A 23246-nucleotide genomic window follows, 5' to 3' on the forward strand; every position below is an offset into this window, starting at 1 on the left:
TCCGAAGCGTTGCGAGAAGGGAGCCTGCGGTCACAACACGCCCGCCTCGAAGGCCGCCACATCAGCCAGACGACGGGCGATCCCCCGCACCGTCGCGTCGGCATAGAGGTCCTGCAACGTCCCGTGCCAGTCGAGCTGCGCGCGCAATTGTCCGAGCAGGCGCATCGCCAACAAGGAATCGCCGCCGAGATCGAAGAAGTCGTCGTCGGCGCCGGACGGCGTCAGCTTCAGGACGGAGGTGAACAGCGCCGCGACCGCCGCCTCATTGGGATCATCGAACTCCATCTCGCTGCTTGCGTCCGCCCGCAGGCGCGACAGCAGCGCGTCGCGATCGATCTTGCCGTTGGCCGACAAAGGAAACGACGGCAGGATCACGAAGCGCGACGGCACCATGGCGGCGGGTAGCTCGGCCTGCAGCTGCGATCGAAGCTGGGCCTCGGCAGGGCCGCGAGCAGCCGATATGGTCACGAACGCATGAAGCCGAACATCGCCCGGCGACAGCTCGGCCGCCAGCACGATCGCGCCGCGTACGCCCTCGATGGCCTCGAGGTGGCGCGCGATCGCGCCGGGCTCGACGCGATGACCCCTGATCTTGAGCTGCTCGTCGAGACGTTCGAGGAAGACGAGCGATCCATCACGCTGCATGCAGACACCGTCGCCACTGCGATACATCAGCCCGCCGGGGCGGAAGGGATCGGGCCGAAACCGTTCGCGTGTGAGCTGGGCATCACCGAGATAGCCCGTCGTGACCGCCTCGCCGCCGATCCAGAGCTCGCCCTCCGTGCCGAGCGCGACCGGGTGCAGATCGGAATCGAGGACGTAGCAGGCCGTGCCGGCGACCGGCCCGCCGATCGAGAATGGCTCGCTGGGAGGCGCAGCTGCGGTGAACCGTGCGGTCGTCGTGAAGACCGCTGTCTCCGTCGGCCCGTAGCAATGCACGACGGCGCTCGCGCCGGCATTGAGCACCCGCTGGGCGGCCGCCGCGCTGCCGCGTTCGCCGCCGGTCAGGACCTCGACCCCGGCGAGCGCATCGGGGCGATCTTCGGCAATCCGGTTGAACAGGCCGGTCGTGATAAACGCCGTCGTGACTCCATGACGGCCCACTAGGTCGGCGATATTGTCGGGGGTCGGCGGCTCATTCGAATGCAGCACCACGCGCGCGCCCGCGGCGAGGAACGGCCAGAGATCGAACACGGCGGCATCGAAGCTGGGGGGAGACAAGGCCAGCGCAACGCTGTTGTTGTTTAGCGTGACGTAGCTCGACGAGACCATCAGCCGCGTGACGTTCTCATGGCGGACAACGACGCCCTTGGGACGGCCGGTCGAGCCCGATGTGAAGATCACATAGGCGGTATCGGAGGTGCGGGCGGCTGGTGGCGGCACTGCTCCCGCGCTTGCAAGGGCATCAGTTGCGATGACGCGGTCGCGCCATTGCGGACCAAGCTGTTGTGCCGTGTCGGCGGCCACGACGATCAGGGCCGGCTGTGCCGTCGCGAGCACGCTTTCGGTGAAAGCCTTGGGATAATGCGGCGCGATCGGAACATAGCCGCAGCCAGCATCGAGCACGCCGAGCAGCAGCGCCGGCAGATCAAGGTCACGGCCTGAGAGCACGGCCACAAGGTCACCGCGCCGTGCGCCGCGGGCGATCAAGGTGGTGCGAACATGATCGGCCCGAGCAATCAACTCACCATACGTCATGGTGCCGGCGGCGCTGATCAGCGCCGGCACGTCGGGCGAGCGCGCCGCAGCGCTGCGGACCAAATCGCCAATACTGCCGCGCTCCGGCTCCGGGTGGTCGTGCCAGGCTAGCGACAGCTCGGGGGCGACGATCAGGCGCGGGCCGATCCCGCCCATGATCCCGGCCATATCCTACTCGACCGGAACGCGTTGCGGACGGCGCTCCTTGGGGCCGCTGTCGGCGCGCTGCTCTTCCTTCTCGACCACCGCGAGCAGGCCGCGCAGCAACTCGGCCTCGCTGCGCAGGATATGCTTGCGCATGATCTGCGCGCTCTCGGCGCGTCCGGCCAGCAGCGGCCCGAGCACCTGGTTGATGGCGGCCTGCGCGTAGTTGAGCAGCGGCTGGAGGTCGATCGTCTTCAGTCCAAGGGTTGCAGCATCGACGGTCGCGTCGTCCTTGTCGTGAGCCTCGGTCATCGGTCTGGTCCTTTCAGGAATCCTTGGCGGGGAAGGGCGTGGGGCGAGACGGCATTGCGGTGCGCAGCTCGGCGGTCGGCCTGATCTGCTGGGCCAGCGCGGCCGACTCCGTGGCTGCGGCGGTGGCAGTTGCGATCGCCTGGGCGCGGCTGCTGTGAACCGGGCTGACGCCGGCAGCTGCGGTCGAGGCCGGCGTGCCGGCTGACGCTGCGGCCGGAGCTGTCGCTGCCGGGCGCGCATGCGTCGCGGGCGGCGGCGTCGACGCCTTGTGCAGCTTGCCGATGAGGTTCTCGACCACCGCGAGCTGGCCCTTGTAGAGCTCAGCCTGGGCCTTCAGCGCCTGTTCGAGCAACGTCCTCATCGCTGAATTATGCGTATCGGCCACCTCGCGCAGATCGTCGGTCAGCGACTGCGATGTGTCCATGGCCCGTTTCAGGAACGGGAAGCTTCCGCGGCTGATCATGAATGCGCATCCTTTCTGAATGTGATTTCGAGTGCATCGCCGTTCATCTTCGCGCCCGCCGTCTGCATCGCTACCAGGGCGCGGGGTAGCAGGATGACGCGCTTGAACGTACCGATCCGGATGAAGAGATCCTCGTTGTCGCGGGAGATCTCCACCTTGTCCTTTGGTGCGAACCGGAGTTGCACTGAGAGCCTGTGTTCGTTGTCGGAGATCTTGGCGAACCCGAATGGCGCCGTCGAAATGCGAACCTCGGCCGGGTCGGCATCGCCATAGAGCTGCGAGCCGAACTCCTCCAGCCGCTCGACGCCGATGACCTCGCTCCGCTGGAACGGGATCGTCGCAATCGGCACCGGATCGAAGTAGCTATGCACTGTCTCGATCATTGCGGTCTGCCGCTCCACCCAGTGCGAGAAGTAGCCGTCGCCTTTGGGTAGCATGCGGTTCACGACGACGGTGTCAATGGCGATCCCGTAGAGGTTGAAATACATGTAGGCCCGCTGGGTCTCGCGAACCACCATCTGGTCGGGCACCGTGACCAGCCGCAGCGAGGTGATGGTGGGATCGTGCAGCATGGTCTCGACGCCCTCGAGCTTCTCGAACAGGCTCTGCAGGGCTGCGAAATAGCCGTCCTCGGGCAGCATCATGGACTCGCCGCCGAATTTCTTGGCAATCGGCCGCAGCACGCTGGCGACCCGGCGGTCGATCTTGAGCCGCTTGCGGACATACCAGTCGATCGAGCCGATGATCGAGACGAAGCGCAACGACTCACTGGTCGGCGGGCAGTCGACCACGATCACGTCATAGGCGCCCTCGCGGGCATATTGGTTGATGTGGAGGAGGGCGATGATGTCCTCCATGCCGGGCATGATCGCCGCTTCCTCGGCGACGATGCCGTCGAGCCCGCCGCCCATCAGGAGATAGGCGATGTATTTGTAGACGTCGCCCCAGTTGCGCTGCATCTCCTCCTGGACGTCGATCTCCTGGAAGTCGAGATTGTCACGCACCTTGACCGGCTGGCCGCGCGCCGTGCTGAACAGCTCCTCGCTCATGTTGAAGCTGTCGGCGAGGCTATGCGCGAGATCGAACGACATCACGATGGTCTTACGGCCGCGGGCGGCCAGCGCCACTGCGGTCGCTGCGGCTACGGTGGTCTTGCCGACCCCGCCCTTGCCGGAGACCATGATGATGCGCGGCTTGGTCCGCGAAGGTTCAGTCCCGGTCATGAAAGTCGCAACTCCGAAGCTGTTGGACCGCGCGCGGCTGATGCGTCGCGCAGCCGTTCCGCGATAGCGCGGGCGATCAACGCCACGACAGCCGGCATCGCGCGATGGATGAAGAAGTGATTGCCGTCGAACATCTCACAGGTGAGAGGCGCCGACGTCATGGCCTGCCAGCTCTGAAGCTCCGGCAGTCCGGCAATCGGATCGCCACGACCGCCGATCGCCAGGATCGGGCAGGGCAGCGGTGGCCGCGGACTCCAGCGATAGGTTTCGCATAGCCTGAAGTCGGCGCGGAGCGCCGGCAGCACCAGGGCCAGCAGCTCGGGCTCGTCGAGCAGCATGGACGGCAGGCCGCCGAGCTCCATGACGGCCGCCACGAACGCAGCATCGCCGAGGTGGGACACGTCGCGGAACCGGCGCGGCAGGTTCGGGGCGCCATGTCCCGAGACGATCAGCAGCTCGGGGATCGGCAGTCCGCGCTGCTGCAGCGCCTGCGCCAGCTCATAAGCGAGCATCGCGCCCATGCTGTGTCCCAGCAATGCGTAGGGCCGGTCGAGCCACGGCGTGATGGCTGGGACGAGTTGCGCAATCAGTGTGCGCGCGTTGTCGATCGCGGGCTCCATGATGCGGCGCTCGCGGCCCGGCAGGTGCACGGGCGAGAACGCGATCCAGCCCGGAAGCCGCGACGGCCATTCGCCGAAGCTTGAGGCGTTGCCGCCGGCGAAGGGCAGCGCGAACAGCCGCAGCCGGCGCGGCGTCTCGGGATCGCCGCCGATCCAGGCGCGCCCCATGCCGCTCTTCGCGCCTGATGCAGACGACGTCGTGCTCATGCGTCCGGCTCGAAGGTTGCGCTGGGTTGCATGATCGGGGTGAAGACGTCGCGGCCTTCGGGGCCGGGCGGAATGTCGCCGATCCAGCCTTGGATGTGGAGCCATTGGCAGATCTCGTCGACCGCCGCCTCGACGTCGGTGTGAGCCAGCGCCTCGTCGATGACCTTGCGGGTCTCGGCGATGTCGAATGGATGCGGCGCGGTGTTGAAATAGGGATCGATGCGCTTGAAGTTGGCGCCGAGCAGCTGCGCGCATTGATATTCGATGATGGCCCCGCCGCCGCGGATCGCAAGCCGCACCAGCAGCATCGGCTCCTTTGGCGACAACAGCCATTGGCCGTAGCCCCAATCGGCGATGCCGTTGACGATCTCGGGCTTCACGGAGAGTGGCTTGCGGCCGCAGCCGACCGAGAGCACGCTGATGCTCTCGACGGCGATCGGCTCACCCGCGGCGCGGCGCTGCTCGAACACCGCCGACACCGCGCACATCGACGGGTTGTTGGCAACGAGGCCGCCGTCGAGATAGCCGATGTCGCCGCCGGCGATGCCGGCGAAGATCGGGCTGATCACGGGGATGTTGCTGGTGCGCAGGGCGACGTCGACGACGCGCTCGTCGGGCGAATAGTCGACGATGCCGGGAATGTTGTGAAACAGCCGCGGACGCCACTGCCGTTGCCGCTCGCTGGCGTTCTCGTGGTGCAGCTGGAAGGCGGGCACGATGACGCGCCGCTTGAGATCGCCGAGCCTTGTGTCTGCGCCGAAATAGCTGACCAGGAAATCGATCATCCGGCTGCGGTCGTCGAACGCCTTGGCGCCGACGAAGCCTGCCATGAGACGGGTCGGCTTGAAGGTGAAGGTGGTGTCGAGGATGTGCTCCCAGAAGCTCAGGGCGCCTTCGATGCCGTGATCGGGATCCTCATGGGCGGCGAGGAACAAGGCGTTCAGGCCGCCGGCCGACGTACCGGCGATGATGTCGGCGCTATCGAGGAAATGGCCGCCGTTGCGCCCGATGCGGTCCGCCGTGCGTCGCAGCACCTCGGCGGTGATGTAGCCGCTGATGCCGCCGTCCATCGCGAGGATGCGCTGATGTGTCATGGCTGCACTCCATCGCCTGTGGCGAGGCCATTGGTGATCGCTGCAGCGAGCGCCGCAACCGACTTGCGCCCCAGCAAAGTCAGATGCGCGGCGCGCACCACTTCAATTCTCGGGGCGAGCGCCAGATGTGGGCTGACGGTCGCCACCAGCGGATCGTCCGGAGCGATCTCGCCATCGACGCTGGCGCGCACGATCAGCGTCGATCCGCAATAGCGGCTCGGCTCATAGTTCAGCCAGGCGCGGCTGAGCGCGGCGAAGCACGGCCAGCGGCTGACCAGCTCGCGGGCGAGCCCGATGACCACGCTTGCGATCCCGGTGTGGCGGTCGCCGGCCAGCCGCGCGAGATCGGTGATGTCGGCTCGCGATCGCGGCGCGCTGCGCAGCAATTCGCGGCCGAGCCCCAGGGCCAGTGCGCCGGCGCGCAGCGGGCTGAGCTTGCCGCCGCGCCAGGGCAGGCCGGCGTCGATCAGCACGAGCTGCACCGACTCGCCTGCCGCCTCCAATTGCCGCGCCATCTCGAAGGCGATGGCGCCGCCGAGCGACCAGCCGCCGACGCGATAGGGGCCATGCGGCGCGACGCGCCTGACGAGCGCAACATAGCTGGCTGCAAGCCGCGCAAGGTGTTTTGCCTGCTCAGCCGCCGGCGCCTCGAGGCCGAACACCGGCCAGTGCTTCGGCAGCGCTTCCGCCAGCGCACCATAGCCGAGCGACGTTCCGATCGCCGGATGCACGAGGAACAGCGGCGGCGCGTCGCCGTCGCGCCGGAACGGCAGCACTTGGGTCGGCAGATCCGCCTCGTCATGGTCCGATGCGAGCGCATGGGCCATCTGCGCGATGCTTGAACCTGCGAACAATGTGGCCAATGCCAGCTCGCGGCCCATGGCGCGCTGCAGCCGGTCTCTCAACGTCAACAGCAGCAGCGAATGGCCGCCGAGCGCGAAGAAATCGGCGTCCCGGTCGAGTTCGATCGCGTTTGCGGCATCGCGGCCGAGAACATCTGCGACGATGCTTGCCACCTGCGTCTCGATCGGGCCAATCGGAGTGGAGCGGTGCGGGGCAGTCCGGAGCTCCGGTAAGGCCAGCAGCGTCGCCAAATCGAGCTTGCCATGCCGCGTCCGCGGCATCGACTGAACCACGACGATGCGATCCGGGATGAGATAGCCGGGAAGATTCTCGCGGAGGAATGCCGTCAACGACGGGCCGTCGAGCGTCGCGGAACCACGCGGAGCGGCGAAGGCGACGAGGCTTGCGTGATGCAGGGTCAGGGCGGCTTCAGCGACATCAGGGTGTCGGCCGAGTGCGGCCTCGATCTCGGCGGGCTCGATGCGGTGGCCGCGCAGCTTCAGCTGCTGATCGGTTCGGCCGAGATACGCAATCCGTCCGTCGTGCTGTCGCCGGCCGCGATCCCCGGTGAGATAGAAGCGCTCGCCGGGCGCGAGCCGCAGATCGGTGCGGAAGCGCGCTGCAGTCTGCAGGGCATCACCGAGATAGCCGCGGGCAAGGCCGATGCCGCCGATCGCGATCTGGCCGGCGATGCCGGTCGGCAGCGCGGCGCCCTTGGCATCGACCACGGCGACGCGATGACCGCGCACCGGGCGGCCGATCGTCGGTGCCGTGTCGCCTTCGACCCGCTCGATCGTGCTCCAGACCGTCGTCTCGGTCGGGCCATAGGCGTTGAACAGCTGTGTCGCGCCGGCCCACTCACCAAGGCCGCCGGGACAGGCTTCTCCGGCCACGACGACGCTGCGCAGCGACGGATGATCGGCCGGGCGCAGATGCAGCAGCATGGTGGGCGGCAACGTGACATGCGTGGCCCGCTCAGTGCGAATGCGGGCCGAGATGGAGAGCCGGTCGACGGTGTTGCCGTGCTCGGGCAGCAGCAGGGTGCCGCCATGCGCCATCGCCATCACGACCTCGAAGATGAAGGCGTCGAAGCTGATCGCGGCGAATTGCAGTACCCGTGCGTCCGTCCCATCCGGGATGATGTCGTCGGCCTGGGCGTCGGCGAGATTGGACAGGCCGCCATGCTCGACCATGACGCCCTTCGGACGTCCCGTGCTGCCGGAGGTGTAGATGAGGTAGGCGAGTTGCCCAGCGGAGGGAGGCGGCAACGATCGTGGCGCAGCGTTCACGAGCAGCTCGGCCACCGAGACCTGCGGCACATCGATCGTGACAGGCTGCTGCGCCGGATCGGTGGTCAGAAGCAGCGCCGGCCGCGCATCGGCCATCAACTCGGCGATACGCGCAGGCGGAAGATCGTGGGCCAGCGGCAGATAGCAGCGGCCGCTGCGCCAGATCGCCAGCAGAGCAACGATCAGCCCCGGGGATGATGGTCCGAGCACCGCGATGACCGTGCCATCCGGAGTCTGCTCCGTCAGTGCGGCGGCTAGTCTCTCGGCCCGCGATGCGAGCTCGCCGTAGCTGATCTGCTCGCCGCGGCAGATCAGCGCGGGATGGCTCGTGCGCGCTTCGGCATGGCGCGCAAAGCGCTCGGGGAGGCTGACATAGGGCCGTGCGGGTGCGCCCGTCGTCTGTTTCGTAAGTGCATCGCGCTCGGCGGCTGTGATCAAGGCGAGGTCGGCAATCGCGGTCGCGGGGCGCGTCACGGCGCCCGCGAGCAGCGTCCTGAAGCGTGCGGCGAACGCCTCCATGCTCTGGCGCGAAAACAGGTCGGCCGCATAGGTCAGCACGCCGCGCCAGCCGCCGGCGCCGTCCGGAAACAGATGCAGCTCGACATCGAAGCGTGTTGCCTTGTAGTCGGCCGAGAGGATCTCGATTGTGCTGTCGCCGAGCCGGCCATTGGCCGGGAAGTCCGGCTGCACCGACAGCGCCACCTGGACCAGCGGATTGCGCGAGGGATCGCGCGGCGGATTGAGCATCTCGACCAGCCGATCGAACGGCGTCAGCGCATGGTCGAGTGCGGCCATCGCGGTGCGATGCGTCTGCTTGACGAGGTCGGCGAAGCTGCGCTCCGGATCGAGCCGCTGGCGCATCACCAGAGTGTTGACGAAGAAGCCGATCAGCGGCTCCAGCTCGGGCCGCGTGCGGTTGGCCGTGACCGAGCCGATCGCGAGATCGTGCTCGCCGGTGTAGCGATGCAGCAGGGCTGTGAACGCGGCGAGGAACACGGCGAAGGCGGACGTGCCGTTCCGGCGCGCGAGCGCGTCGATGAGGCGGCCGTGCTGCGGGGTGATCGCGACTGCCACGGCATCGCCCGCGTGGGTCTGCTGCGGTGGTCGCTGCCGATCGGTGGGAAGCTCGGTCACCGGCAGGTCTGCCAGGGTCTCGCGCCACCACGCCAGTTCGTCCGTAAGCCGCCCGTCACCGCCGGCTTCGTGATAGGCGAGGTCGGCATAATCGATCGCCAGCGGCGGCAGCGTTTCGCCGCGATAGAGCGCATCGAGGTCGCGCAGCAGCACGCCGACGCTCCAGCCATCGGTGATGACGTGGTGGAGATTGAGCAGCAGCGCATGGTCGCGCTCGCCGAGCTTGATCAGTTCGGCCGCAATCAGCGGCGCGCAGGTGAGGTCAAACCGATGCTGGGCATGCCGGACAATGGCCGTGCTCAGCCGCTCTTCGCGCTCGTCGCGCGCGAGTTGCGACAGGTCGCTCTGTTCGAGCCTGAAATCGACGCTTGGCGCGATCGACTGGTACGGCTCGCCGTGGCGCTCGCCGAACGAGGTTCGCAGCACGGCATGGCGGGCGATCAGCGCGCCCAGCGCGGCTTCGAGGCGCTCCGCATCGACGGGACCGCTGAGCCGCAGCGGCAGTGGCGAGTTGTAGGCATGGTCGCCCGGCGACAGCCGATCCAGGAACCAGAGACGGCGCTGCGCGGAGGTCAGCGGTGCCGTGCCGCCCGCGGCCGGAAGCACCTTGGCGATCGGTGACGGCTTTGCCTGTGGCGCGTGCGCGGCCGCAAGCTGCGCATCGAGTGCGGCGCGTTGCGCCGGCGAGAGCTGCCGCAGACGTTCGGCGATATCCGCTGCTGCCGTCATGAGGCCAGCGCCTCCGGCACGCTCTTGCCCGCGAGCTGATCGAGGCCGTCGAGCAGCGCGGTCAAGGTCGCCTTGTCCGTGCTTTCGGCCAGAGTCTGGCCGATGCCGAGTGCGAGGCCGGCCACGGTCGGGGCGGCAAAGAACGTCTTGAGGGATAGCCGAACCCCGAACTGATCGGTGATCCGCGCCAGCAACTGCACGGCGCGCAGCGAATGACCGCCGAGATCGAAGAAATTGTCGTCGGCGCCGATCCGGTCGATGCCGAGCAGCTGGCCCCACAGCGTGGCGAGACCGGTCTCGATCTCGCCTTCGGGCGCGCGATAGGCGGTCCGGCGCTGTGACATCAGCGGTTGGAGGGCGCTCGTCGTTTCGGCGCTCTCGTCGCGCGCAATCCAGATCTGGCGGCGCTGAGCGAGATCTCCGCGCGTGACGACGAACTGCTCGGCCTCGCCCCGCAGGACGATGCGCATGAAGGCATCGAGGCTCTCCGACGGTCGCATCGCGAACGCATCCATGCTCGTGCCGGATCCCTTCGCGAGCTCGCCGTCGCGGGTGAGCCAGCGATCCCAGTTGGTGCTGATCCAGTCGGTGCCGGCGTGTCGGCCGCGGAGTGCCGCGGCTGCATCCAGCACCTGGTTGGCGGCCGAGTAGGCGGCAAAGCCGAGGCCGCCGAGAATGGCGGCGTTCGAGGACAGCAGCACGACGAAGCGCGGCGGGCTCGCGCAGGCGGCGACGGCGGCATCCAGACCTTCAAGCCCCGCCAGCTTTGGCGCGAACTGCGCGGCCACATCCTCCGGCGTCAGCTGGAGGATCGGACTGATCAGGGCTGTGCCGCTGGTGACGGCTGCCGCATGAATGATCCCGGCCACCGGCCCACGGCTGCGCTCCAGCGTCGCGATCGCCTGGGTCATGGCCAAGGGATCGGCGACGTCGGCCTGCACGACCTCGATCGGCAGGCCTTCGCTGCGCCATTGACGGAGGGCGGCGATGCGCTCGGCCTGGCTGGGATCGGCAACGTCCCAGCGGCTTTCGTCCGGAAAGCCGGGCCGCACGATCAATGCCACCTTGGCGCCGAACTGGCGCGCCAGATGGCCGGCCAGCAGCCGGCCGATACGGCCGAGCCCACCGGTGATCACCACGAGATCGCCGCTTGCAATGCTGCGGACGGAGGAGGAATGGGGGCCGAGTTGGACGGGCGTGTAGTCCCGAAGCCAACGGCGGCGGCCGCGCAGCGCTACCACCGGCTCCACGCTGGCCGCGGTGATCTCGCGCAGCAAGGCATCGATGACGGCCTCAGGCGTTGCCGAGGGATCGAGATCGATGACGCAGGCTTCGCAGCCCGGAAATTCCTGCGGCAGCACCTGCGCCACGCCGAGCACCGCGGTGCGCGCCGGGACAAGCTCATCAGCGGAATCGACCAGCACCGCATGGCGTGTCGCGATGAGCGTACGGGTCGGCGGCGCAAAACCCGCCGTCGCGCAGCCCTGCATCAGGGCGACGATGGACATGAAGCCATGGTCGACTTCGGCTGCAGCGCCTCGGCCAGCATCTGCACTCCAGAGATGGACGACGAGCGCAGGCGCTGCGCCGGCGGCGATCAGCAGCAGGCTAAAATCCTCGGCCGATCCCGGGCGAACCTGGAAGACATCCTGCTCGTCGATGGCGAAGCCGTCACCGGCGCGCACGCACAGCACCGGATCATGACCGGCCATGCGCAGAGCGCTGATCACGCCGGCAGCAATGGCGCTGCCGTCATCGAACACCAGCGCGGCGCCGGAAGCAGCATCGGTTCGCGGCACCGGCGGGAGCGCCCTGCGCCAGGCGGGCAGATAGAACCAGTCGTCGATCGGCTTGTCCGTCACTGCTGTACGGCGCTGGCCGGGGACCGGGGCGTCGATCCACAGCCGGTTGCGCTGAAACGGATAGGTCGGCAGCGGCACACGTACGCCGTCGGGCACACCTGCTGTTGCGGAGAGATCAACATCGACGCCCGAGCACCAGAGCTGCGCGGCGGCGGTCAGCAGCACGGCCTGGTCGTCATCGACGACTCCAGCCTTTCGCACCGAGGTCACGCGATGATGGCTCGTGCTGGAGGCTGGATGCTGTGCGGCTAGCATGGTGCAAGCCTCGCCCGGACCGCATTCGATCAGCACCAGGTCGGGCTCGCGCAACAGCGTGGCGAGCGCGCGGTCGAAGCGGACAGTGTGGCGCAGATGCGTGACCCAGTAGTCGGGCGTCAGCTGGCCGGCGCGGAGCCAGTCGCCGGTCAGGCTCGAGATGATCGGGCATGATGGCGAACGCTGTGGCACGCCTGCAAAGGCGGTGCTGAATTCAGCCATCACGGCGTCGATCGCACGGGAGTGGCCGCCGACGTTGAGAACCAGGCGCTGGCTGCGCAGGCCACGCGCCTCGAGCGCGCGTTCGAGCTGATCGATGGCCGCATGCGGCCCCGAGACGGTGCACAGATCGGGGCCATTGATGGCGGCGAGATCGACTTCTGAGCCCGCCAGGCTCATGACCGTGTCGCTCGCGGCCATCACTGCCAGCATGGCGCCGCCGGCATTCGCATCCTGCAGCGCCGAGCGCAACGCCACGATACGTGCGGCTTCTGCGGGCGTGAACACGCCGGCGAGCGTGGCGGCAGCATATTCGCCGAGACTGTGACCCAGCATGATATCGGCCTTGACGCCGCGCGCCTGCCACAGCCGTCCCAGCGCGTAGGAGACGGCGAAAGTGGCGGGCAGCGTGATCCGAGCGCTGCGGTTGGCAGGCGTGTCGGACGCGTCGCGGATCAGCGGCAGCACGTCGGCTCCCGCCGCGCCGAGATGCGACGCGATATCGAGCAACGCCTCCCGGAACGCGGGCTCCTGCGCGAGCAGCCCGCGCGCCATGCCGGGATAGGCGACACCGCCGCCCGGAAACAGGAAGGCACATCTGGGTCGCATCAGCGCCCGGGCCGACACGCGGCGACAGCCGCTCTCGCCTGACAACGCCTCTGCCGCCTGCCTCGCATCGCGGGCGATGATCGCGCCGCGCTGGTCATGAGCGGTGCGTCCGGCCTGCTGCGTGTAGGCAGCGTCGGCGAGCGTGATCTGCCCCTCGGCAAGTCGGCCGGCGAGCGCCGCGCCGAGACGGTTGAAGCCCCCTTCGTCGCGCGCCGAGAAGGGCAGCACGCGCCAGCTGCCGTCCGGTCCTGTCGCGCGCGTCGGCTTGAAGCTCTCGACGATGACATGGGCATTGGTGCCGCCGATGCCGAAGGCGCTGACGCCGGCGCGGCGCACCGCTTCCGGCCACGTCTTGGCTTCAGTGGCGAGATAGAACGGACTGCCGGCGAAGTTGATCGCAGGGTTGGGCGTGTTGACGTTGATGGTGGGCGGGATGATGCCGTCGCGCACGGCGCACACGGCTTTGATCAGTCCGGCGACGCCGGCCGCGGCATCGAGATGGCCGACATTGCCCTTCAGGCTGCCGAGCGCGCAGAAGCCGTTGCGCTCCGTCGTCTCGCGGAAGGCCTGCGTGAGCGCGCTGACCTCGATGGGATCGCCGAGTCGCGTTCCCGTCCCATGGGCCTCGATCAGTCCGATCTCGTCAGCGGTGATGCCGGCGAGCTGCTGCGCCAGCAGCACCGCTTCAGCCTGTCCTTCGACGCTCGGAGCGGTGAAGCTCATCTTGCGTCCGCCATCATTGTTGATGGCGCTGCCGCGGATCACGGCATGGATCATGTCACCATCGGCCACGGCTTCCGACAACCGCTTCAACACGACCATCGCGGCGGCGTTGCCGGGCACGATGCCGTCACCGGCCGCATCGAACGGCCGGCAATGACCGTCGCGAGCAAGCACGGACCCTTCCTGATGCAGGTAGCCGCCGGTGAGCGGCAGGCTGACCGTGACTCCGCCGGCCAGTGCCACGTCGCATTCGAAGGCGAGCAGAGCGCGGCACGCCATGTGGACGGCGACCAGCGAGGTCGAGCATCCCGTCTGCACGTCGACGGCCGGTCCGTGCAGGTCGAGCTTGAACGCCAACCGGGTGGCCAGGAAATCCTTCTCGTTGCCGATGAAGATCTGGTCGTCGCCTTCGGCGGCGCGCGGATTGTCGGCGAGGTTCGACAGCCAATAGCCGGCGCGGGCGGCGCCTGCGAACACTCCGGTCCAGCCGGCGAAGCCGCCCTTGCGATAGCCGGCGCTTTCGAGCGCGGCGTGGCCGACCTGGAGCAGCAGCCGATGCTGCGGATCCATCAGCATGGCTTCGCGCGGCGAATAGCCGAAGAACTCGTGATCGAAGCAGTCGGCGTCGTCGAGCACGGCTTTGGCGCGCACGTAATCCGGCCGGGTGGAGAGCGAGGCGGGGACACCGGCCTTGGCGAGGTCGTCGTCGCTCAAAGGGCGCACGGACTCGACGCCGGCTTGCAGATTGCGCCAGAATGTCTCGACATCGTCAGCGCCGGGGAAACGCCCGGCCATGCCGATCACGGCGATGGCTTCACGCGCGCTCGAGGAGCTCCCGGTCATCGCAAGCCCTCTCCACGCATGCGCAGCGCGCGCCCGCGGATTCCGCTCGCGGTGCTCACGGCGGCCGGGTGCGCTGCCGCACCGATGTGACGCGCCAGCGCCGCCACGGTCGGAAACTGGAACAGGTCGGCGATGGCGAGCGGCACGGCAAAGCTGCTGACCAGTTTGTCGTAGGCCTCCACCAGCAGCAGCGAATTGCCGCCGAGTTCGAAGAATGTGCTGTCGACGTCGACGTCGACGTCGTCGCGGCGGAGCACCGCGCTCCAGATCGCAGCGATCGCTTGTTCGGTCGCGCTGCGCGGCGCGGGTTGGTTCAGCGGCGACGAGGAGGCGAACGGCCGGCCGGCAGCACTCAGCGCGGCGCGATCGACCTTGCCGTTGGCAGACAAGGGGAGCGCATCGAGTTGCAGGAAGCGGGCCGGCATCATGTAGTCGGGCAGGCGGGGCCGCAGCCAGTCACGCAGGGCATGCGGCATAAGAGCCGGTGAGCCGGGAACGACGCAGGCGACGAGTTGGCGGTGGCCGCCCGCATCGCGCTCGGCGATGACAGCGCAATCGGCAACACCGGGATGAGCGGCGAGCACCACCTCGATCTCGCCCGGCTCGACGCGGTAGCCCCGGATCTTGATCTGGTTGTCGCGCCGGCCCAGGAATGCGAGACGCCCATCGCGGTTCAGCTTGACGATATCGCCGGTGCGATACATGCGGGCGTCGGCGGCGAACGGATCAGCGACGAAGCGATCCGCCGAGGCGTCGCCGCCGAGATAGCCATCGGCAACCTGAACGCCGGCAATGCAGAGTTCGCCGGCAGCGCCATAGGGCTGTAGCCGGCCTTCTGCATCGAGGACATACAGGCGATTGCCCGGCAGCGCGCGCCCGGCCGGTGGCAGCATGGGCCAATGCGAGGGATCGCCGTCGAGCACTTCCTCGCTCACCACGTGGGTCTCGGCAGGGCCGTACTGATTGATCAGCCGGAGGCCGGGATGACCAATGAAAAGACCGCGGACCTCGTCGGTGAGTTGGGGCTGCTCACCCGCGGTGATGATCTCACGCAGCCATGGAAGGTGTCGCCCGGAGGTGACGACGCCGCGCGCCAGCAGCGCGACGAGCGGGAAGGGGAGAAAGACGCGTGCGATCTGCTCTCGTGCCATCAGCGCGGCGAGTTGCTGCGGATCACGCCGCTGCGCTTCAGGCGCCGGGACCAGCGTGCCGCCCGTCAGCAGCGTGAAAAACACCTCCTGGATCGCGACGTCGAAGCCGACCGCGGAGGCCAGCAGCGTCCGCATCGGCTGCGGACGGATGGCGAGCTGAGATGCCATCAAGTTGGCAAAGGCGTGCGTGGGCATACGGATGCCCTTCGGCGTGCCGGTCGAACCCGAGGTGAACACGATGTAGAGCGGAGCGTGATTGCACGCGTCAGGCAGGGCAATGACGTCGCGGCCGATGTTGCCGATCAACGTGTCGATCGTCGTGCACGGCGCACCGATCGCCGCGTCGGCTCCACGCTCGCTCGCGCAGAGCACCAGTGCGGCACCGGCGAGCGCGATCTGCTGCGTGAGACGGAGCGGCGGCAGCTCGGGGTCGACAGGCGCAAACGGGAAGCCGAAGCGGGCGCAGGCCAGCATGGCGGCGACGAGATCGCGGCCACGGGGGAGCACCAGCGCGACGACGTCTCCGGCGGCGAGGCCACGTGCGCAGAGCGCCGATCCGATCCGGTCGGCAAGATCGTAGAGCTGATCATAGGTGAGATCGGGTCCGCACCCGTCATGTAAGGCGCAGCCTTCGCCGAAACGCGTGCGCGCCGTCTCCAGGAGCGCGCACAGCTCAACATGCGGAGCCGGACCGCCATCGCCGGCTGCCAGGATGGCGGCCTGTGCGGCCGCATCAAGCAGGGGATAGTCGGTGAGCGGACGGTCTGGCGTCGCGAGCGCGGCCGCGAGCCAGATCTTCAGCATCCTGATCAGGTCGGTCATCGTCGCGCTATCGAACAGATCGCTGTTGTAGAACAACGTGCCCGTCAGCCCGGCGTCGATATCGCGTGCCCCGGTCCAGCTCTGCCGGCCGTCCCACAGATGCAGCTCGAGATCGAAGCGCGCCGCCGGCAGTCGATACGGAAATGCGGCCGTCGACAGGCCTTCGAGCTGCAGCGGCCGCATCGGCGCATTCTGCAGCGCGAACAGCACCTGCACCAGCGGGTTGCGGCTGGTGTCCCGCGGCAGATTCAGGTCATCGACCAGCTTCTCGAATGGCAGGTCCTGATGCGCCTGGGCCTGGATCATCGCCTCGCCGGTGCGGCGGACGAGATCGCTGAAATCCTTTGCTCGCGCGAGATCGAGCCTGATCGCCAACGTGTTGACAAAGAAGCCGATCAGATTCTCCAGCGCCGGATCGGTGCGTCCGGCGACGGGCGTGCCGATCGCGAAATCAGTTTGTCCTGCGATCCGGCCGAGCACCGCGCGGAATGCCGCAAGCAGCACGCAATAGAGCGTCGTCGACTGCTGCCGCGCCAGCTCGCTCGCCGCGGCGATCAGATCCGGTTCGAGGCTGACATCGATCGAGGCGCCACGCAGCCTTGCGAGCGCCGGCCGCGGCCGGTCGAGCGGCAAGTCGAGGACGGGAAGGCCGTCGAGCGTGGTCTTCCAGGCATCGAGCAGATGTTGCAGCCGCGTGCCGCTCAGTGCGGCCCGCTGTGCCGTGCTGAAGCTCGCATAGTCGGTCGCGAGCGGGACGAGGCTCGGACTCTCGCCGTGCCGGCGTGCAGCATAGGCAGCTGCGAGATCGCGATTGAAGACCGCAAGCGACCAGCCATCGGCGCAGATGTGATGGAGCACGATGACCAGGATATGACGGTGCGGCGTCAGCCTGATCAGCCTGGTCCTGAACACTGCCGCGCGCAGATCGAATGGCTTGGCCACTTCAGCGTCGACCAGGCTCCGGGCGGCATCCTCATCGGCCGCATCGACGAGCGGTAGAGCGACCCGCAGCGCAGGCAGCACCGTCTGCACCGGCTTGCCGTCGATCTCGGCAAAGACGGTGCGCAGCGGCGCGTGCTGCGCGACCAGGTCGTTCAGCGCCTCCGTCAGGGCGGCGACGTCGAGAGGTCCTGACAGATCAAAGGCGCCCGGGATGTTGTAGGCGGGGCTGCCGGGATTCAGGCGGTCGAGAAACCACAGCCGTTGCTGCGCAAATGAGAGAGCGTAGCTGTGCGGCTGATCGGTGCGACGGCTCAGGAGTTGCGTCAGCAGGGCGCGCTGCTCCGCCGCGGACATCTTGGCCAGGTCTGGCGTGAGCCGCGCGGCGGTCATGTCGGTTGCCCCTCCGCCAGCAGCCGCTCCAGCATCCGGTTGACCTCGTCGCCCGACATCACCTCGACCATGCGACGCGCCTCCTCGCTCACCGGTCGGACCAGATCGACAGCAGGAGAGGCTGTACTCGGCGGCTGCGCGGCAGCGAGATGATCAAGCGCGGCCGCGAGCCGAGCCGGAGTGGTGTGCGCGAACAACAGATCGGGCGTGACCGGCAATGCGAAGCGCAGCCGCAGGCGTGAGACGACCTGGATGGCCTGCAGCGAGTCGCCGCCGAGATCGAAGAAGTCACCGTCGTGAGGCAGATCGGACCGCCCGAGCACCTCGGCGAAGATGTCGCGAATGCCGTGCACGCGATCCGTCGCACCGCCGACGACAGCATCATTCGCGGTGGCGGCGTGTCCGGCCAATGCAGTCCAGCGCGCAAGGCGTTCGTCGAGATCACCGCCGCAGACGACGAGCTGGCCAGTCAATCCTCCGGCCACGACACGCTCGATGGCGTCGATCGCTTGCGACGTCGTGAGCGCGTAGCCCGCCGACGCGACGTCGTCAGCATCCAATCCTTCCGACCACGCGTCCCAGCACAGCGAAGCCCAGCGGCCATCACGCTCTGCATAGGCGTCGAGCCAGGCATTCGCCGCCGCGTAGGAGGAGAAGCCGAGCCCGCCGAGCAGCGAGGCGAGCGACGACATCAGGATGCGCACACTGAGCTCGCGCTTGCCGAGCACGTTGTCGAGCGCTTGCACGCCCGCGACTTTTGCCGCGAGCATACGCTTCGACGTGGCCTCGTCAGTGTCATGAATGGATGCGAAGGCGCGGGTCTCGGCGGCCATATGAATGATGCCGTCGAGCGGGCCGAACGTCGCTTCGGCGGCGACGACCGCGCTGTTGAGGGCGTCGCCGTCAGTGACGTCGCACGAGAACGCCTGGGCAGAACCACCTTGTGCCGTCACGTCTTCAAGCCGGCGGACGATGTCATCGGGCACCGAGCGGCCGAGCAGCGACAGGCGGGCGCCGTGCCGGCTGGCAAGCTCGCGCGCCACGGTCAGGCCGAGCCGGCCGAGACCGCCGGTGATGAGATAGTGCCCGTCGAGCTTGGCGGTCTTATCGACGGCGCCGACCGGACGGAAGCTGCGTTCCAATACGCGGTCGCCTCGCAAGGCAGAGATGGAGGCGCCCGACGCGGCGCAGGCGGTGACGATAGCAGCATTTCGCACGTCACGGCCGACATCGAGGATGCGCACCGTGACGTTCGGCTGTTCCTGACCGAGCACAATGGCCGGCCCGAGCATCAGGGCGACGTCCGGATCGGGACGGTCCGTGTTGTCGACCGCGAACGCATCACGTGCGAGCACGGCCAGGTCGATGGGGGCCGCGACGTTGGCGGCTTCCAGCGCGGCTCCGATCCGGAGCAGTGACCGATAGCCGCGCTCGCGTGCATCGCCGCTCACGTCCTGCAGCAGCGCGAGGTGCACGATGCGGTCGGGGACCCCGGCACGCAGGTGCGCGATCAATTCGCCATGGTCGGTAGTCGCCGACACCTGCATTAGCCGTCCACCGGCCCGGTCGATGGCGGCAGCGATGGTCCGGGTGAGGTCACCCCCGGCGTCACCAACGATCCAGGTCATTCCGTCCAGCGCACGCGGGACACGTCGTGGCCTGCGCTCCCAGGCCGGCACGAACAGGATCTCGCTTTGTGCAGACGGTCGGCCGGCAGGAGGCGGCGCCGACAGCGCGAGATCGGCGATCATGTCGACAGCGTAGCGGGTCGCCCGGAAAGGATAGGGCGGCAGTGACACCGGCTGTTGCTGTCGGCTCTCGTTGAAGGCCTGCCAATCCAGCTCGCAGCCCTGCGCATAAAGTTCGGCAATCGCCGTATAAGTGGCGCGCGCCTCGTCGATGTCGGCGGACGACGGCTGCGGTAGCATGGCGACGATCTCGGTGTCGGGCGTGCGTGCGGCGTGCCGGCGCGCGAAGCCGCCCAGAACTTTGCCTGGCCCCATCTCGATCAGGATATGAGGTTGCTGCGCCAGCACGGACGCCAGCCCGTCCAGGAAGCGCACCGGCGAGAGCGCCTGGAGAATCCAGTAGGCAGGATCGCAAGCCTCTGCGCTGCTGAGCCAGCCGCCATGGACATTGGAAGCGATCGGGATGCGCGGTGCAGCCAGCGGCGTCCGCGCGAGCGTCGACCTGAAGGTGTCGAGCGCGGGCTCCAGCAGGTGCGAATGGAAGGCGCGGCTGGCGGGCAGCCTCCGCGTCTGCACGCCCATCGCTCTCCAGCGCGCGTCCTGCTGCTCGATCGCCTCGGGCGTGCCGGAGATCACGCATTGCGTCGCTGTATTCACGGCGGCGAGCCGCAGGTCGGGACCGAGCTTGCCGACTCCGGCTTCGCCGAGGGCGACCGCGAGCATCGCGCCGGCAGGGCTCGCTTGCATGGCCTCGCCGCGCGCCACCACCAGCGCCAGGGCGGCGTCTTCCGACATGACTCCGGCAAGGCAGGCCGCGGTCAGCTCGCCGATGCTGTGACCGATCAGGCACGCCGGGAGCAGTCCCCAATGCATCAAGAGTCGGCCGAGCGCATATTCGATCACGAACAGCGCCGGCTGGGTCCACCGGGTGTCGCCGAGGGCGGCCGTATCCAGGCGGCCAATTTCGATCACCTGCCGGATATCGGTGCCGGTCAGCCGCAGGATCGTTGCGGCACACCGATCGACGACATCCTTGAAGCGCGGCTCGGTGCGGAGCAGGCCGCTGCCCATGGCGATGAATTCCGCGCCCTGGCCGGGAAACATGAAGCACAGCGGGCGCTTCGTGGCGCCGACGCGGCTCGAGATCACCGCGCCATTGCCATTGCAGATATCGCGAGCTTCGCTGGCCGTTGCCGCGACGACGGCGCGTCGCCGGGGGAAGTGGCGCCGCCGCGTCTGCAGCGTGAAGGCGACGTCAGCGATGTCGGGCGGCTGCGAAGCCGACAGCGTGGCGCCGAGCCTGTGGACCATCGTATCGGCGACGTCATCGTCCGGCGCCGAGAGCGGCAGGATCAACGGACGCTGGTTTGCCGTCTCCCGAACGACTGGCGCGGGCGCTTCCTGCAGCACGGCATGGGCATTGGTGCCGCCGATGCCGAAGGAGCTGACGGCCGCGAGCCGCGCGCGATCCGACGTCCAGGGCTGTAGACGGTCGTTGATGGCAAAACGCGTGCGGCCCAGCTCCAGCTTGGGATTGGCGCTGCGATAATGCAGCGTCGGCGGGATCTCTCGGTGGTGGAGTGCGAGCGCCGCCTTGATCAGGCCAGCGACGCCTGCGGCGGCCTTGAGATGCCCGACATTGCTCTTCAGCGATCCGATCCAGCAGCGGGTCGCTCCCGGCTCTGCCGGCCCGAATGCCTCGGCGAGCGCGGCGATCTCGATCGGATCGCCCATCACGGTGCCGGTGCCATGCGCCTCGATGAAGCCGATCTCGGATGGATCGACGCCAGCCACCTTGCGCGCCAACGTCAGCACATCGGCCTGACCCTGAATGCTGGGGGCCGTAAAGCCGACCTTGCGGCCGCCATCATTGTTGATCGCGGTGCCGCGGATCAGCGCATAGATGCGATCGCCGGCCTCGAGCGCATCCTCGATCCGCTTGAGTGCGATGACGCCGACCCCGTTCGACGGCAGGGTGCCCGCTGCGTCGGCATCGAACGGCCGGCAGCAGCCATCCGGCGACTCCACCGAACCATGCGCGAAGGTATAGCCCTCGGCATTGGGCGTGCTGATCGACACGCCACCGGCCAGCGCGAGATCGGATTCAAACGTCAGCAGCGACTGGCAGGCCAGGTGAACCGCGACCAGCGAGGTCGAGCAGGCGGTCTGTACGGTCAGGCTCGGTCCGCGCAGATCAAGCTTGTAGGAGACGCGGGTGGCGAGGAAATCCGGGCTGTTGCCGAAGAAGACCGGTGTCGACTTCGCGGCTTCCACAACATCACGCGTGCGCGCGAGCAGGGCAGCCTGGTGGCTCTGCTCGGCCTCGCCGGCGAACACACCGATCCAGCCCTTGAACGTCGCGGGATCGCAGCCGGCATCTTCGAGCGCGTGCCAGCAGCTCTGCAGAAACCAGCGGTGCTGCGGATCGAGATAGGCGGCCTCGCGCGGCGCAATGCCGAAGAACTCCGCATCGAAGCAGTCGCCTTCCTCGATCAGGCCCTTGGCTGGGACATAGTCGGGATGGTCGACCAGCGATGCGGGAAGTCCAGCCGCGATCAGCTCGTCGCGCGAGAGGCGGCGCACGCCATCGCGCCCCTCGCGCAGCAGCGACCAGAACGCTGCGATATCGGCGGCGCCGGGGAAACGCCCGGCCATGCCGACGATTGCGATGCTGCCGGGGGGCACGGACGCCGACGTCATGTGGCGCCAGCCGCGCGCGCGATGGAGTTGCCGGCAAAGGCGGCGGCGAATCCGATCAGCGCGCTCACGAGCATCAGGCTGAAGATCGGCGCATGCTCGACGGTTTCGATCACTCCGGCCGTGGCTGAAATCGCAGCCGCCAGGACCGTCATCAGGAACGTGACGAGCGCCGATGACGTCGCAATGTCGCGCGTTGCCTCGCTGAGGGCCGCCGACCGGCCGACCACCACCGCCATGCCGAGCCCGAAGGTGAAGGTGCCGGCTGCGAGCAGGATCAACGTCACCGAGGGCTCTAGCACGCTGGTGAGCCAACCGGTTGCCGCGCCGATCACGGCGAGGCCGCAGCCGACGAGAATGTTGGCGTGAAGCGACAGCCATTGCCGCCGCAGCGATTCCCGCACCACGATCGATCCGATGATGAAGGGGAGAAAGGCTATGAAGGCCAGAATGCCGTAGGCATGCACTGACACCTTCAGCTTGTGCATGAACAGGAACGGCGCGCCGATGAAGAAGATGGTCAGCGCACCGGTCAGGCACCCGATCATGGTGGCGTACAGCACCAGCCGCCGCTGGCCGAGCGCGATGCGATAGCTCTCCAGCGTCGCGACCAGATGCGGTCGGGTCTTGTCCTCGTCGACCGGCGGCGTCAGAGTTTCCGGGCTGACGAAGGCAAACGGCCCCAATGCGAGCACGACGGCTGCCAGCACCGCGAAAAGGCCGCGCCAGCCGAGCGTGCCGACCAGCGACGTGCCGATGATAGGGGTCAGTGCGGAGGCGAGCGCCAGTGCCGTCCCAAGCCGCGCGAGGATCATCAAGGTCGCCTGCGCATCCCGGCTGTCGCGGATCATCGCCTGGCCGACCGTCGGCAGGACGCCGGCGCCGACCGATAGAATGAAGATGCCGACGAACACGCCGGCTACGATCTGCGCCACCGCAGCCGTGACGGCGCCGACCGCGAGCAGCGCGATGCCCCCGATCAGCACGGGGCGGCGGCCGAAACGGTCGGCGAGGGGACCAACCACGATCTGGACCGAGGCATAGCCCGAAAGAAAAACGCTCATCAGCATCTGCGAACGGCCAGCGGAAATCTCAAAGTATCGACCGATCTCCGGCAGGGCCGGAGCAAAAACGAAATTTGATAGCTGCGACATGACGATGGCTGCACCTGCCAGCGTCGGAATGAAGCGTGTATCGAGCTTGAGAGCTTCGCTCATTTGTCCGACGGAGTTGCCGCACACCGAATCATGACAACAGACTATCCGATTAGAAGACGCGTCCTTGTGAAC

At 67.9% G+C, this 23246-nt stretch carries 11 protein-coding genes; all 11 read right to left on the reverse strand.

Going from position 1 to position 23246, the window contains the following annotated elements; translation table 11 throughout:
• Positions 1-30: 30 nt before the first annotated feature.
• The 11 genes from NLR35_RS05120 to NLR35_RS05170 are packed head-to-tail and all read right to left on the reverse strand — an operon-like array spanning position 31 to position 23174.
• Positions 31-1866 carry an amino acid adenylation domain-containing protein gene (locus NLR35_RS05120; protein WP_257165469.1) on the reverse strand — a complete coding sequence of 612 codons (1836 nt, stop codon included), beginning with the start codon at positions 1864-1866 and terminating at the stop codon, positions 31-33.
• Between the two features lie 3 nt (positions 1867-1869).
• Entirely contained in the window at positions 1870-2154 is a 285-nt protein-coding gene (locus tag NLR35_RS05125; RefSeq protein ID WP_257165470.1) for a hypothetical protein, read from the reverse strand.
• Positions 2155-2167: 13 nt separating this feature from the next.
• Complete coding sequence (locus NLR35_RS05130; RefSeq protein ID WP_257165471.1) at positions 2168-2617, reverse strand: hypothetical protein; 450 nt, start codon at positions 2615-2617, stop codon at positions 2168-2170.
• A complete protein-coding gene (locus tag NLR35_RS05135; RefSeq protein ID WP_257165472.1) occupies positions 2614-3840 on the reverse strand; it encodes an ArsA family ATPase in 1227 nt (408 codons plus the stop codon). Before NLR35_RS05135 ends, NLR35_RS05130 begins: the two co-directional genes overlap by 4 nt.
• The gene (locus tag NLR35_RS05140) at positions 3837-4667 is read right to left on the reverse strand and encodes a thioesterase II family protein (protein ID WP_257165473.1); all 831 of its coding nucleotides are present in this window, start codon (positions 4665-4667) and stop codon (positions 3837-3839) included. Before NLR35_RS05140 ends, NLR35_RS05135 begins: the two co-directional genes overlap by 4 nt.
• Positions 4664-5761, reverse strand: coding sequence for a patatin-like phospholipase family protein (locus NLR35_RS05145; RefSeq protein ID WP_257165474.1), 1098 nt, complete (start codon positions 5759-5761; stop codon positions 4664-4666). Before NLR35_RS05145 ends, NLR35_RS05140 begins: the two co-directional genes overlap by 4 nt.
• Positions 5758-9756 (reverse strand): amino acid adenylation domain-containing protein, encoded by a 3999-nt coding sequence (locus NLR35_RS05150; RefSeq protein ID WP_257165475.1) that lies wholly within the window; start codon positions 9754-9756, stop codon positions 5758-5760. Before NLR35_RS05150 ends, NLR35_RS05145 begins: the two co-directional genes overlap by 4 nt.
• Complete coding sequence (locus NLR35_RS05155) at positions 9753-14267, reverse strand: type I polyketide synthase (protein WP_257165476.1); 4515 nt, start codon at positions 14265-14267, stop codon at positions 9753-9755. Before NLR35_RS05155 ends, NLR35_RS05150 begins: the two co-directional genes overlap by 4 nt.
• A complete protein-coding gene (locus NLR35_RS05160) occupies positions 14264-17572 on the reverse strand; it encodes an amino acid adenylation domain-containing protein (protein WP_257165477.1) in 3309 nt (1102 codons plus the stop codon). Before NLR35_RS05160 ends, NLR35_RS05155 begins: the two co-directional genes overlap by 4 nt.
• A complete protein-coding gene (locus tag NLR35_RS05165) occupies positions 17569-21960 on the reverse strand; it encodes a type I polyketide synthase (protein ID WP_257165478.1) in 4392 nt (1463 codons plus the stop codon). The genes NLR35_RS05160 and NLR35_RS05165 overlap by 4 nt, the downstream gene beginning before the upstream one ends.
• Complete coding sequence (locus NLR35_RS05170) at positions 21957-23174, reverse strand: MFS transporter (protein ID WP_257165479.1); 1218 nt, start codon at positions 23172-23174, stop codon at positions 21957-21959. Before NLR35_RS05170 ends, NLR35_RS05165 begins: the two co-directional genes overlap by 4 nt.
• Positions 23175-23246: the final 72 nt, after the last annotated feature.

This window comes from Bradyrhizobium sp. SRS-191, assembly GCF_024586915.1.
GTDB lineage: Bacteria > Pseudomonadota > Alphaproteobacteria > Rhizobiales > Xanthobacteraceae > Bradyrhizobium.